This window comes from Isoptericola sp. 178 (assembly GCF_030586525.1).
Lineage (GTDB): Bacteria > Actinomycetota > Actinomycetes > Actinomycetales > Cellulomonadaceae > Isoptericola > Isoptericola sediminis.
The window spans coordinates 973,421-985,783 of record NZ_JAUQYN010000001.1 but is presented as its reverse complement, the minus strand read 5'-3'; the positions used below and the strand labels follow the sequence as shown (position 1 = coordinate 985,783).

At 72.4% G+C, this 12,363-nt stretch carries 13 protein-coding genes; 3 read left to right on the top strand and 10 right to left on the bottom strand.

What is annotated here, in order from left to right:
* Positions 1 to 211 precede the first annotated feature (211 nt).
* The 5 genes from Q6349_RS04620 to Q6349_RS04600 all read right to left on the bottom strand — a co-directional run bounded on the left by Q6349_RS04620 (position 212) and on the right by Q6349_RS04600 (position 3,950).
* The gene (locus tag Q6349_RS04620) at positions 212 to 1,471 is read right to left on the bottom strand and encodes a cytochrome P450 (protein WP_304603064.1); all 1,260 of its coding nucleotides are present in this window, start codon (positions 1,469 to 1,471) and stop codon (positions 212 to 214) included.
* Between the two features lie 67 nt (positions 1,472 to 1,538).
* Positions 1,539 to 1,913, bottom strand: a complete 375-nt coding sequence (locus tag Q6349_RS04615) for a VOC family protein (RefSeq protein ID WP_304603063.1) — start codon at positions 1,911 to 1,913, stop codon at positions 1,539 to 1,541.
* A gap of 10 nt (positions 1,914 to 1,923) precedes the next feature.
* Positions 1,924 to 2,790: a carbohydrate deacetylase gene (locus Q6349_RS04610; RefSeq protein WP_304603062.1), complete on the bottom strand. Its 867-nt coding sequence runs from the start codon at positions 2,788 to 2,790 to the stop codon at positions 1,924 to 1,926.
* A complete protein-coding gene (locus Q6349_RS04605; protein WP_304603061.1) occupies positions 2,765 to 3,175 on the bottom strand; it encodes a GtrA family protein in 411 nt (136 codons plus the stop codon). The genes Q6349_RS04610 and Q6349_RS04605 overlap by 26 nt, the downstream gene beginning before the upstream one ends.
* Before the next feature lie 19 nt (positions 3,176 to 3,194).
* Positions 3,195 to 3,950 carry a glycosyltransferase gene (locus Q6349_RS04600; RefSeq protein WP_304603060.1) on the bottom strand — a complete coding sequence of 252 codons (756 nt, stop codon included), beginning with the start codon at positions 3,948 to 3,950 and terminating at the stop codon, positions 3,195 to 3,197.
* 127 nt (positions 3,951 to 4,077) lie between these two features.
* On the opposite strand from Q6349_RS04600, the gene Q6349_RS04595 reads away from it, so the two are divergent.
* On the top strand, positions 4,078 to 4,788 hold the full coding sequence (locus Q6349_RS04595; RefSeq protein WP_304603059.1) for a bifunctional 2-polyprenyl-6-hydroxyphenol methylase/3-demethylubiquinol 3-O-methyltransferase UbiG: 711 nt from the start codon (positions 4,078 to 4,080) through the stop codon (positions 4,786 to 4,788).
* A 27-nt stretch (positions 4,789 to 4,815) separates the two neighbouring features.
* Here Q6349_RS04595 and Q6349_RS04590 read toward each other — a convergent pair whose 3' ends face one another.
* Genes Q6349_RS04590 through Q6349_RS04575 form a run of 4 tightly spaced genes read right to left on the bottom strand, consistent with a single transcriptional unit; the run spans position 4,816 to position 8,987 of the window.
* Entirely contained in the window at positions 4,816 to 5,712 is an 897-nt protein-coding gene (locus Q6349_RS04590) for an NAD(P)-dependent oxidoreductase (RefSeq protein ID WP_304603058.1), read from the bottom strand.
* A gap of 11 nt (positions 5,713 to 5,723) precedes the next feature.
* On the bottom strand, positions 5,724 to 6,437 hold the full coding sequence (locus tag Q6349_RS04585) for a sugar phosphate nucleotidyltransferase (protein WP_304603057.1): 714 nt from the start codon (positions 6,435 to 6,437) through the stop codon (positions 5,724 to 5,726).
* A 28-nt stretch (positions 6,438 to 6,465) separates the two neighbouring features.
* Positions 6,466 to 7,452 (bottom strand): GDP-mannose 4,6-dehydratase, encoded by a 987-nt coding sequence (locus tag Q6349_RS04580; RefSeq protein ID WP_304603056.1) that lies wholly within the window; start codon positions 7,450 to 7,452, stop codon positions 6,466 to 6,468.
* Positions 7,449 to 8,987, bottom strand: coding sequence for an MFS transporter (locus Q6349_RS04575; RefSeq protein ID WP_304603055.1), 1,539 nt, complete (start codon positions 8,985 to 8,987; stop codon positions 7,449 to 7,451). Before Q6349_RS04575 ends, Q6349_RS04580 begins: the two co-directional genes overlap by 4 nt.
* A 207-nt stretch (positions 8,988 to 9,194) precedes the next feature.
* Between Q6349_RS04575 and Q6349_RS04570 the strand changes: the two genes are divergently transcribed.
* On the top strand, positions 9,195 to 10,133 hold the full coding sequence (locus Q6349_RS04570; protein ID WP_304603054.1) for a PDR/VanB family oxidoreductase: 939 nt from the start codon (positions 9,195 to 9,197) through the stop codon (positions 10,131 to 10,133).
* Complete coding sequence (locus Q6349_RS04565) at positions 10,130 to 11,353, top strand: cytochrome P450 (RefSeq protein ID WP_304603053.1); 1,224 nt, start codon at positions 10,130 to 10,132, stop codon at positions 11,351 to 11,353. Before Q6349_RS04570 ends, Q6349_RS04565 begins: the two co-directional genes overlap by 4 nt.
* 41 nt (positions 11,354 to 11,394) lie before the next feature.
* Here the strand turns inward: Q6349_RS04565 and Q6349_RS04560 are convergent, their stop codons facing one another.
* Entirely contained in the window at positions 11,395 to 12,258 is an 864-nt protein-coding gene (locus Q6349_RS04560) for an alpha/beta fold hydrolase (protein ID WP_304603052.1), read from the bottom strand.
* Positions 12,259 to 12,363: the final 105 nt, after the last annotated feature.

Sequence of the window (12,363 nt, the reverse complement as noted above, 5' to 3'; positions counted from 1 at the left end):
GGTCGCCCTCGATGGCCTCGGCCTGGCTCTGCGCGTCGTCGATGAACTGCTGGACGTCCGCCGGGACGGAACACGCGCCGAGCATCATCGCCAGGGCGAGCAGGCTGGCGGCGGCGATCCGGGTGGCCCCGCGCTGCTTCGCGCGGGCCGGCCCGCCCCGCGGGGGGGGGGGCCCCGGCGGGGGCCGCCCCCCCCCGGCCCGCCGCGGCCGTCAGATGGTCACGCCGGTCCGGGCGCCGAGGCGGACCGGGATGCTCGCGTAGCCGTTCACGACGAAGCTGCCCTGCGGCTGGAGCTCGCTGCGCGGCTGGGCGAGCTTCATGTCGGGGAAGCGCTCCATGACTGCCGGCAGCGCGATCTTCGCGGCGAGCGTGGCGAGGCGTGCGCCGAGGCAGTAGTGGACCCCGAACCCGAAGGAGAGGTGCTGCTTGTTCTCCCGGTCCACGTCGAACACGTCCGCCGTGTCCCCGTGGACACCCGGGTCCCGGCCCACGCCGGCGAAGTCGACGAGGATGACATCTCCCCGCTTCATGGACACGCCGCCGATCTCGCAGTCCTCGACAGCGAACCGGAAGGGCAGGTGCGCCACCGGCGACTCGACGCGGAGCGTCTCCTCGAAGACGTCGTCCCACGACGTGTCCCCCTCCCGGAGGTCCCGGCGCAGCTGCGGGTCCTCCAGGACGTGCAGGAGCGAGTGGGCGAGCCCGTTGACGAGGGTCTCCGAGCCGGCGCCGAGCAACAGGTGCAGGGTCCCGATCATCTCGTCGTCGGACAGCCGGGAGCCGTCCTCCTCCTTGGCCGCGATCAGGCCCGAGGTCAGGTCGTCGCCCGGGTTGACCTTCTTGTACTGGACCAGCTCGGCGATCGCGTCCTGCCACTGCCCGAGGTTGGCCTCGGCCTCCTCGTTGCTCAGGGTGGTCTCGACGTTCTTGTGACCTCCGGCGAGGACGTCCGCGCGACGGTCGTCGGGCACGCCGAAGAGGTCGCACATGAGCTGCGTCGGCAGCTCCATGCAGAACATCCCCCGCAGGTCGACGACCGTGCCGTCGCGGCCGGCGTCCTCCAGGCGGTCGAGGAGCTCGGTGACACGTTCCTCGATGTGGCCCCTCATCTTCTCGACCCGTCGTCCGGTGAAGGCCTGGAGCAGGAGCTTGCGCAACCGGGCGTGGTCGGCGCCGTCGTTCGTTGCGAGGGTGTTCATCGCCGCCCACGTGATCAGCGGCCAGCCGTCCGAGATCCGGCCCTCCATGAAGTCCGGCCAGTTGCGCCTCGGGTCCTTGGAGAACAGCTCCTGGTTGCCCATCATCTCCTTGGCGACGGCGTAGTCGTGGACGGACCACGCCAGGACGCCGTCGGGGAGCTCGACGCGCGCGATCGGTCCCTGCTCGCGCAGCCGACGCGTCTCGCCGTGCGTGTCCAGGCCCTGCGGGTCGAGGACGTACGGGCACGTGGGTGTTGCAGTCGAAGTCATGGACGTACCTTCCGTTGCGATGTGCGGAGGACGACGGGCGGGGGCCACGCCGCGGCGGTTGCGGTGGTCAGGGACCCTGGAGACCGACGGTGTTGCCGTCCAGGTCACGGATGGCCGCGATCCGGCCCATCGGTGTGGGCGCGGGCTGCATCACGACCGTGGCACCGAGCTCCGCGGCGCGGTCGAGCGCCGCCTGGATGTCGTCGACGGGGAAGTACGGGACGAGCCCGACGTAGGGGGCGCCCTCCGTCGCGTGCCCGATGCCGCCGGAGGGCGGTCCGTCGCCGGCCGAGACCATGGCGTAGTCCTCGCCGTCCAGGGGACTGATGGACCACCCGAAGAGGTCGCGGTAGAAGTCCTGGGTGCGCTGCGGGTGTCGGCTGGAGATGTCGAACCACACCGCCTGCGCCGGGGAGCTGGTGCGAGTGCTGTCGTTGCTCATGCTCGGGATGCTAGGTGGGCCGGGGATCCCGGTTTTCTCCTGAGGTGCGATGCCCTGCGTGGGCTTCTCCCGGGCGCACCAGCCGCACGCCACGCCCGGTCAGGGCCCGTGCCAGGTCCCGGTCGGTGAGTGCACGGACCTCGCGCTCCCAGGCGTATCCCCACCGGTAGAGCAGCCGGTCCGCGGGCGTCGGCAGCCCCGGGTGACAGTTCACCTCGAGGACCCCGGGCCCGGACCGGGCGACCGCCGCGACCACGTCCGCCGCCGTCAGGTGTCCCGCCTCGTCGAGCCCGGCGAACGTGTCGCTGGTGGCGAGCCCGGCCCGGCCCGCGGCGTCGACCAGCTGCCGGCGCCACCGGCGGATCACCACCGCGCGTGGCGACCGCGAACTCGTGGTGGGAGCTCGCAGGTACCCCACGCCCGCCTCGACGGCCAGGTCGACCACCACCCGCGCGACCGCGGGGAGCAGGTGGACGTGCTGATGGGTGTTCACGTGGCTCAGGTCCAGGCCCAGCCCGTCCCGGAGACGTTCCAGCTGGGCACGCCCTTCCGCCCGGAGGTCGTCGGGCGACACCCGACCGGACAGCACGCGCGCGGCGAGGTGGCGCCACGAGCGGGGCAGCGCGCCGGACCGGTCGACGAGCGTCGGGACCTCTCGGTGGGTCAGCAGCGGACGGTCCTCGCCGACGAACACCAGGTGCGCCCCGAGAGCCAGGCTCGGGCGCGCGGTGACCTCGTCGATCACGGCGTCGAGCGCAGTGCCGTTGGCCATCACGGACGCGGCGGTCACGACCCCGAGGTCGTGGGCCGTCAGGATCCCCCGGGTGATCCCTCGGCTGATGCCCAGGTCGTCAGCGGTGACGATCACGTCGAGCACGTCCACCTCCTCGCGCCGGGCGGAACACCCAGAACCGCAGCAGGAGGAAGCGCACCAGGGTGGACGTCGCATCGGCTCCCACGACGACGAGCACCTCGAGGCCACGTCGGGCGGGCTCGAGCGCGGAGAACGCCACGGCGGAGAGCCCGAGGCTCGCCAGAAGCGCCAGCGCGGCCTTGACGTGCTGGTACCAGACGGGGTCGTCCTTCGGCCCGGGGAAGGAGAAGCGCCGGTTCCCCTCGGTGTTCACGACCGTCGCCAGCGACAGGGCGACGGCGTTCGCCGCGACGGGGTCGAGCCAGGCGCGGAGCGCGACGAACACGCCCAGGTGCAGGACGCCCGTGCCGGCCCCGACCAGGACGAAGCGCACGAAGGAGCTCCGCACGGGTGCCAGGAGACGCCCCTCAGGCACGGATGGCCCCCGCACGGGTGGCGGGGCGGGAGCGACGGTCCCGGGCGAGGCGCACGATCTCGCGGAGGAACCCGACGGCCGTCGGCACCACGTCGACGGAGGAGCGTGGGTCGTCCAGGCAGTCGACCGGGACCTCGTGGATGCGCAGGCCATGGCGCTGGGCGAGGACGAGGAGCTCGGTGTCGAAGAACCAGTGGTCGGCCCGCACCTCCGCCATGACGGGCGCGAGCGTCTCGCGACGCCCCGCCTTGAAGCCGCACTGGGCGTCCGTGAATCGTGCTCCGAGAGCGACCCGCAGCAGCAGGTTGAGCGACCGGGACAGGAACGCACGGTGCAGCGAGCGCACGACGTTCGAGCCGGCGAGGTGGCGGCTCCCGACGGACAGATCCGCCCGGCCCGCCACGACGGGTGCGAGCAGCGACCGGAACGCCTCCAGCCCGATGGACAGGTCCGCGTCGATGTAGGCGACGACCTCGGCGTCGCTCGAGGCCCAGGCGTTGCGCAGTGCGAGGCCGCGACCGCGGGCCGGGTCGGAGAGCACCCGGACCCCCTCGAGCCGTCGGGCGAGGTCTGCCGCCACCGCCGCAGTCCCGTCCGTGCTGCCGCTCTCGGCGATGGTGATCACGCACCGGTAGGACAGCTCGGACGCCAGGTAGGCGTGGAGCGTGCGGACGCTGGACCTCAGGACGCCCGCCTCGTTGTAGGCGGGCACCACGACGTCGACCCTGGGTGCCGTGGACGGCGGCATGACAACCCCTCTCGTGCACTGGCTGGCGACGCTAGCCAGCGGTCCGGGGCCCGACGACTCCTGGTCTGCGGGCGGCCCGCCACCCGGGAGTTGTCGCCCGGCCGCGCCGCGACGTTGACTCGGCCTCATGGCGGAGAACCGGACGACACCCTGGCTGGAGGAGTGGGACCGTGGGCAACGGGCCTATTTCGGCGAGACGCACAAGGAAGCCCACTTCTCCGCGCTGGCGGGCAGTCTTCAGGAGCACCTGCCGCCGGACGGCGTGGTCCTGGACTTCGGGCCCGGCGACGCGCTCCACGCCGGGAGCGTCCTGGCCCGGTGCAGACGGCTGGTCCTGTGCGAGGCGGCCCCGGCCATCCGGGCGGGTCTCACCACGACGTTCGCCGCGACGCCCGAGGTCCGCGTGATCGAACCGCAGGAGCTGCGGACGATCCCGGCCGGCTCGGTCGACCTGGTGCTCGCCCACTCGGTCCTCCAGTATCTGACGGACCCGGAGGTGGACGCGTTCCTGTCGTCGGCGGCCCGCCTGCTCCCTCCGCGCGGCGTCCTGCTCCTCGGTGACCTGATCCGGCCCGGCGGCTCGGCCCTGGCCGACCTCCGCGAGCTCCTGCGGTTCGCCCGCCGTGGCCGGTTCGTCGGTGCGGCCGTGGCGCGGCTGGCGACACTGCCGGTCACGAGCTACGCGCGCACCCGGCGCGAGCACGGACTCGTGCACTACTCCTTCGCGGGTCTGGCGCGACGCGTCGGACCCCTCGGGTTCGACGTGCAGCAGCTGCCGGCGAACCTGGGGAACAACGAGGCACGCTGGACGATGCACGCCGTGCGTCGCGGGCCGTGACGTCCGCCGACCCCAGGGGCACGGGGGTCACCCCGGAACGGTGCCGGCCGCCTGAACCTGCTCGGCCCCCGCCAAGCCGTCGGCCCGAGCACGCTCCCAGGTCGCTCGGATCGACGCGTCGAGCGGGACCGACGGGGTCCAGCCGAAGGCCCGTCGGACCTTCGCGACGTCGGAGAACTGCGTCGCGATCCCGGCGGAGGTGCTCGCCGACGGCGCGTCGCTCACGACGCGGCCGCGGAAGCCCGTGATCGCCCGGACCCGCTCGACCACGTGGCCGAGGGGTACCGCTCGCCCGGTCCCGACGTTGTAGACGCCCGGCCGCGCCGTCGGCGCGCCCGCTACCGCGACGACCGCCGCGGCGAGGTCGGCGACGTCGACGAAGTCCCGTGCCGCCGCCAACGACCCCACGTGCACGACACCCTGCGGCCCCTCGAGGGCGACCTGCCGGCAGAACGATCCGAGGAACCCGCGGCAGCCCGGACCGATCACCGTCGTCGCCCGGAGCACCACCGCGGCGGGCATCGCCGCCAGCACCGCGCGGGTCCCGGCCAGCTTCGACCAGCCGTAGTCGGTCGTCGGCACGGCCGCGGCGTCCTCGCGGCACGGCCCGGGCGCGGACACCGCACCGTACTCGGCGGCCGAGCCCAGGTGGACCAGGCGAGGACGTGGCCGCGCGCGCGCCACCACGCCCGCCAGCCTGCCGGCCAGGTCGACGTTCGCCCGCCGGAGCCGGTGCCGCGAACCGGCTGTCGCGCCCGCGCAGACGACGACCACGTCGGGCGCGGACCTCGCCAGCGTCGCCTCGAGGACCGCGACCAGGTCCCCGCCTGTGCTGCCGGAACGGTCGACGGTCACGACGTCCCAGCCGCCGCGGACCATGCCCGTCCGGAGGTGCCCCCCCACGAAACCGGTGGACCCGACCACCACCGCAAGCATCACGCACCCCGCAGGAGGGCCCCGCGCATGCGTCCGAACTCCTCGTTGGCCCGGTCGTAGTCGTCCGGTCTCCCGATGTCGAGCCAGTAGCCGTCGTGGACGAACTCGGCAGGGTGCCGGCCCGCCCGGATGAGGTCGAGGATGAAGCGGTCGAACCCGAGCGCCTCCCCCGGGCTGTATCCGGCCAGCGCGTCGCGGGAGACGGCGTACACCCCCGTCGAGACCCGGTAGTGGTAGGTCGGCTTCTCGATGAAGTCGACGATGCAGCCGGCGTCGGCCTCGATCACGCCGAGGTCCACGGTGACCTGTCTCTTGTACGTCGCGACGGTCAGCGGCGCGGCGGCGGCAACGTGCGCGCGAAGCAGGGCGGTCGCGTCGATGTCCGTGAGCACGTCGCCGTTCATGACCAGGAAGTCGTCGGGGAGGTCCTCCCGCACGCCGACCACGGGCCCGAGCGTCCCGAGCGGCTGGAACTCGTTGACGTAGACGATGTCGAGCCCCCAGCGCCGCCCGTCACCGACGAAGGACCTGATCAGGTGACCGAAGTGGCCGATGGCGAGCGTCACCCGGCGAAAGCCCTGCCGCGCCAGCTGGTGCAGCACGATCTCGAGGATCGCGTGGTCGTCACCGATGGGGACCAGCGGTTTCGGCAGCCTCGTGGTGTACGGGCGCAGTCGCACTCCCTTGCCCCCGGCGAGGATCACGGCTTCCATCACATCGGGTCCTTCCGTCGGGTCGGGCTCACACCTGGTGCAGGTCGGGCTTGTACGACCCGAAGTGACGTGGCTCGGCCATCCACGCCCGCGTCGCCTCCAGCCCCTCCCGGAGCGACGAGCGAGCCTCCCAGCCCGTCGCCGCCCGCAGCCGCGAGGCGTCGCACTCGAGGTGCCGGACCTCGGCGGCCGGGGGCCGGACGCGCTCGGCGTCCGTGTCGACGTCCAGGTGAACACCGACGACCCGCGCGATCTCGTGGAGGACGTGCCCCATCGACCACGAGCTACCGGTGCCCGCGTTGAAGGTCGCGCCGTTCCACGGGTCGTCGTCGAGCTCGCCGACCGCCCGGAAGGCGGCCACGGTGTCGGCCACGAACGTCAGGTCGCGTCGCGGGCTCAACGAACCGACCCGAACGGTCGTCCGGCCCGCGAGAGCCTGGGCCATCACCGCGGGGATGAACGCCCGGGCCGACTGCCGGGGCCCGTACGTGTTGAACGGCCGGACCGTGACGGCCCGCACTCCGTACGCGGCGACGTACGACTCGACGAGCTTGTCCGCGGCGATCTTGGTGGCCGCGTACGGGGACTGCGCCTGCAGCGGGTGGTCCTCGGAGATGGGCACGCTGAGGGCGCTCCCGTACACCTCGCTGGTGGAGGTGTGCACGAGCCGGCTGCTCTCACGGCGCACCGCCTCCAGGACGTTCTGGGTTCCCAGGACGTTCGTCTCGACGTAGGAGCGTGGCGCGTCGAACGAGTAGGGCACCGCGATCAGGGCGCCGAGGTGGTAGACGACGGAGGCGCCGGCGAGCGCGCTGCTCGTCGTCCCTGCGTCCCGCAGGTCCCCGAGCCGCACCTCGACACCGTCGAGCACGTCGGCGGGGAGGTCCTCCAGCCATCCCCACGAACCGACCGAGTTGTACTGCGCCATGGCGACGACGTCGGCGCCCGCCCGGACGAGCGCCTCGACGAGGTGGGACCCGATGAACCCGTCCGCCCCGGTGACCGCGACCTTCACGGTCGGTGTCCGACCTCGTCGTCGGACGCCGAGAGGGCCGCGAGGTCGGCCTCGACACCCTCGACGACCGGGTCCCGCAGTGCGCCGTCGACACGCTCGAGGAAGACCGCGAGGAGGACGCCGCCGACGAACATCAGGACGGCGCCGATCTGGAAGCCCAGCGTGAATCCGTTGGTCATCGCGACCTCGACGGGTTCGCCCGCGGTCACGTCGGCGAGGAACCGGCGCATCGCGAAGGTCACGAGCACCGCCAGCCCGAGGGCGCCGCCGATCTGCTGCGCCGTGCTCTGCACCCCCGAGGCGAGCCCCGAGTCCTGCGTCGTGACGTTGTGGAGCGCGGCGTTCGTCGCCGCCGGCATGGTGGCGCCCGCGAACACCGCGAAGACGATCATCCCGGGGAGGATCCCGAGGAGGTAGGAGCTGTCCGTCGTGGCGAAGCTGGTGAGCGCGAGACCCACGCCGGCCCCCAGGAACCCGGCGACGACGACCGGTTTGACACCGATCTTCGGTACGAGGACCGACGAGATGCCGATGCCGACCCCGATCCCGATCCCGAGCGGGAGGTAGCCCAGACCGCTCTGCAGCGGCGTGTAGCCGAGGACGTCCTGCTCGAACAGCGTCAGCATGAACGTGTAGCCGATGAACGCGGCCATGAAGAACAGGCTGGTGAAGTTCACGACGGAGCGCGTCCGGTTGTCGAAGAAGCCCCGCGGGAGCAGCGGGTCGGGAACCCGGCGCTCGATGATCAGCATGCCGAGGAGGAGCGCGATCCCGGCCGCGACCGGGAAGACGACGGCGGCGGACCCCCAGGGGTTCTCGGCGGCCTCGAGCAGCCCGTAGACGATCGCGACCAAGCCTGCGGTCGAGGTGGCGGCTCCCCAGACGTCGAGACGGCCGCGCCGTCCGGGTGCCATCCGGGACTCGTCCAGCAGGGCCGGGATCGCGATCAGGGCGACGAGGGCCACGGGGAGGTTGATGAGGAAGATCCACCGCCAGGACGTGAAGCTGGTCAGCAGACCGGAGAAGACGTACCCCAGCGTGCCGCCGAGAGCCACGAGTCCGCCCCAGATCCCGAGAGCCTTCGACCGCTCCTTCGCATCGGTGAACAACAGTGCGATGAGACCGAGAGAGGCCGGCGCGGCGATGGCCTCGGCGGCGCCCTGGCCGAACCGTCCCAGAATCATCATGGCCGGGTGGGTCGCGAACCCGCAGAGCGCCGAGGAAGCTGCGAACAGCACGACACCGATGATCAGCAACCGACGGCGGCCGTAGTAGTCGGCGAGGCGGCCACCGAGGATCAGGAGCGAGCCCGCGGCCAGTGCGTACCCGTTGACCACCCATGTGAGGCCGGCCGGGTCGAACGCCATCCCGTCCTCGATCGCCGGCAGGGCGACGTTCACGATCGTCATGTCCAGGAGGATCATGAACTGGAGCGCGGACAGGACCAGCAGGGCCTTCCATCGTCGCGGGTCAGCACCCGGCGGATGAGCCGAGGCCTTCTGCCGGCGGGACGGATCCGTGCTCGATGTCGCCATGCGAGCGAGGCTATGGCGACCACTCCAACAGACCGACTCCTGGGTTGCGTCGCCGTCTGCGCAACCGGGAAGAAGCGCTGGCGGACCACGTCCCGCTAGCGTCGGGTCACCGGCAGCCACGACGGGCGGTGCGTGGACGCTGTGGCCGCCGGCCGCTCGGTCCACGACGACCGGCGGCTTAGCCCCCTGACCTCCGGGACGTTTCCCATGACGAACGGCACGACACAGCTGGACGTGGTGGCCCGGCGCCGGATCGCGCGCGACGTCGTGGAGCTCGAGCTGCGGCACCCCGGCGACGAGCGGCTGCCCGACTGGGCACCGGGCGCCCATGTCGCCCTGACCCTGCCCAACGGGATGGTGCGCCCGTACAGCCTCTGCGGCGACCGCTGGGACGCGTACAGCTTCGTGGTCGCGGTGCGGCGCGACGCCGAGGGTGCCGGGGGCTCGGCGTTCGTCCACGACCGTCTCGCGGTGGGCGACACGGTGCGGGTCGGCGCGCCCCGCACGTCGTTCCCCCTCGTCCCCGGCAGGACATGCACCTTCGTGGCCGGCGGCATCGGCATCACGCCGTTCCTGTCGATGATGCAGGCGGCCGAGCGCCTCGACATGCCGTACCGGCTCCTGTACGTGGGCCGGGACGTCGGGACGATGCCGTACCTGCACGACCTGCTCGACGGACCGCACGCCGGGTCCCTCGAGGTCTTCACGACGGCCACCGGTGGTCGTCCGGACCTCGCAGAGGCGATCGGTCCCGTCGCCGCGGGAGACCGGGTCTACGTGTGCGGCCCCCCGGGGTTGGCTGCGCGGGTCGAGGAGATCGGCCGTGCCTGGCCGGCCCACACGTTGCGTACCGAGTCCTTCGGCTGCCGGACCGGGCTCGACACCGACGAACCGTTCACCGCCGAGCTCCGACGGACCGGCAGGACCCTCACGGTCCCGCGGACGAGCACTCTGCTCGAGGCGATCCACGCTTCCGGTGTCACCGTCATGTCGTCGTGCCTGACCGGCACGTGCGGCGCCTGCGAGACCCCGGTGCTCGAAGGTGCGGTCGACCACCGGGACACGATCCTCGTCGACGGAGAGGACGGCGTGATGTTCCCCTGCGTGTCCCGGGCTCGCGACGAGAGCGTGGTGCTGGACCTGTGAACGAGCTCCCGCTCGCGTCGACGCCATCGGCCGAGGTCCCCACGATCGACGCCGACCCCTTCGGCGACGGTGGCAGTGTCGACCCGTACCCGTTCCAGGTCGCCGTCCGCGAGACCGCCGACGTCGTCCGCCTCGGCCGGTACGGCTGCTACGCGACGGGTCGCCACGAACACGTGGCGGCGGTGCTGCGCAACTGGCAGGACTACGGCTCGGCCGCCGGGGTGGGCCTGTCGAACTTCGCCGTCAGCACCCCGTGGCGGCAGCGGAGCATCATCCTCGAGGCCGACCCCCCGCACCACGACGCCCCGCACCGGGTCCTCGCCGAGGTCCTCGGCCCGCGGACCCAGCGCACCCTCCGCGACCAGTGGTATGCCGGGGCGGACGCACTGGTCGGACGGCTGCTCGCCCGCACGACGACCTTCGATGCCCTGACGGAGCTGGCGACGGCGTTCCCGCTCCGCGTGTTCCCGGACGCCGTCGGCATCGCCCCGGGCGGTAGGCACCGGCTCCTCGGGTTCAGCGACGTCCTCTTCAACGCGTTCGGCCCGCGCAACGCCCTCGTGCGGGACGCCGCGGCGGACGCTCGTGCTCTGGCGGCGTGGGTGGACGCGAGCTGTCGGCGCGAGGAGCTGTCGCCGGACGGGCTCGGGGCGCGGATCTGGGCCGCCGCGGACCGCGGGGAGATCACCGCCGACCAGGCGCCCGATGTCGTGCGCTCGTTGTTCGCGGCCGGGGTGAACACGGCCGTGCACGCTCTGGGCTCGATGGTGCACGCCCTGGCGAACCACCCGGAGCAGTGGGCGCTGGTCCGCGAGGACGAGGCGCTGCGCCGGCGGGCGCTCGACGAGGCGCTGCGATGGTCGACACCGGTGCAGACCTTCTTCCGGACGACCCTGCGCGACGTGTCCCTGGCCGGCGCGCGGATCGGCACGCACGAGAAGGTGATGGTGCTCCTCGGGGCGGCCAACCGCGACCCCCGGCGCTGGGAGGACCCCGACCGCTTCGACGTCACCCGGGACACGGCCGGCCACGTCGGGTTCGGCACCGGCCTGCACGCCTGCCTCGGTCAGAGCTTCGCCCGCCTCGAGGCGGAGGCGCTCCTGGCCGCGATGGTGGCTAGGATCGAGACCATCGAGCCCGCTGGGCCGGCGGTCCCGCGCCCGAACAACACGCTCCGGGCCTGGGCACGGATCCCCGTCCGGGTGACGGTACGGGCCTGAGCCGCCGCCCCCGGCCGGTGCGGCGGAGGGCGGCGGGCGCGTCAGTCCTCGTCGAGGAAGGCCATCACATACCGGGACCAGGCGGCCTGGTCCAGGAGGTGGTCGCACCCCTTCATCGTCAGCAGATGGGCGTCCGGGATCCCGTCCGCGAGCTGCACGCAGGCGTCGTGGATGCCCCCGTCCCCGATGTCGCCGCGCATGATCACCGTCGGGACCTGAACCGCGGGGAGCTTCTCGGCGGGGATGGCCGTGTGGTCCCGGCTGATGATGGCGTCGTAGTAGGCCGAGTAGGCCATCGACTCGAAGGCGTCCCACGCAGGGTGCTGCTTGAAGTACTCCATGGTGTCGGGGCTGATGAACCCCACGATGTCGCGACCGAACATCTCGACGATCTCGCCGCGGCGACCCTCGTCGATGAGCCGACGGATCGCCACGAGCTGCTCGGTGGTGGCTTCCGGTGACCGGTACGGCGGCTCGTAGAGGGCCATGCGACGGATGTCGAGGCCCGCCGCCGCGCCTTCGATCGCGACCATGCCGCCGGTGCAGTTGCCGAACACGTCGCACGGTTCCCCGACGGCCTCGATCACGGCCCGCAGGTCCTCGACCTCGGTGTCCAGCGTCCAGGCGTCGGGATCGCCGAGGTCGCTGTCGCCCCGTCCCCGCCGGTCGTAGTTGTAGACGGTGAAGCGCGTGGACATGATGCCGGCCATCGGGCGGAACATGGCCCGGTCGTTCAGACCGCCGCCCACGATGACGACGGGGCGACCGCTGCCCGACCGCTCGTAGGCGATCCTCGTGCCGTCCGCCGACGTCGCGAACTCCACGGGGAGCTGGCGGTCAGCTGCGTAGTCGTCGTCGAGCGGCAACGAGCGGCGTTCGTCGACGGTCGTGGCGGTGGTGTTCATCGGACCTCCCGTGTCTGCTGCCCGAGTGGTGTCGGGTTGTCGCGATCACCGTAGGCCGGTCGGACGGGCCGGGATTCTTCTCGCGTGCTGGTCCCGCCGGGACCC

What these genes read in the sequence shown, in the direction of transcription:
- Q6349_RS04620 (WP_304603064.1), bottom strand. Translation starts at nt 1,471, where the DNA reads ATGACTTCGACTGCAACACCCACGTGCCCGTACGTCCTCGACCCGCAG.
- Q6349_RS04615 (WP_304603063.1), bottom strand. Translation starts at nt 1,913, where the DNA reads ATGAGCAACGACAGCACTCGCACCAGCTCCCCGGCGCAGGCGGTGTGG.
- Q6349_RS04600 (WP_304603060.1), bottom strand. Translation starts at nt 3,950, where the DNA reads ATGCCGCCGTCCACGGCACCCAGGGTCGACGTCGTGGTGCCCGCCTAC.
- Q6349_RS04595 (WP_304603059.1), top strand. Translation starts at nt 4,078, where the DNA reads ATGGCGGAGAACCGGACGACACCCTGGCTGGAGGAGTGGGACCGTGGG.
- Q6349_RS04585 (WP_304603057.1), bottom strand. Translation starts at nt 6,437, where the DNA reads ATGGAAGCCGTGATCCTCGCCGGGGGCAAGGGAGTGCGACTGCGCCCG.
- Q6349_RS04575 (WP_304603055.1), bottom strand. Translation starts at nt 8,987, where the DNA reads ATGGCGACATCGAGCACGGATCCGTCCCGCCGGCAGAAGGCCTCGGCT.
- Q6349_RS04570 (WP_304603054.1), top strand. Translation starts at nt 9,195, where the DNA reads ATGACGAACGGCACGACACAGCTGGACGTGGTGGCCCGGCGCCGGATC.
- Q6349_RS04560 (WP_304603052.1), bottom strand. Translation starts at nt 12,258, where the DNA reads ATGAACACCACCGCCACGACCGTCGACGAACGCCGCTCGTTGCCGCTC.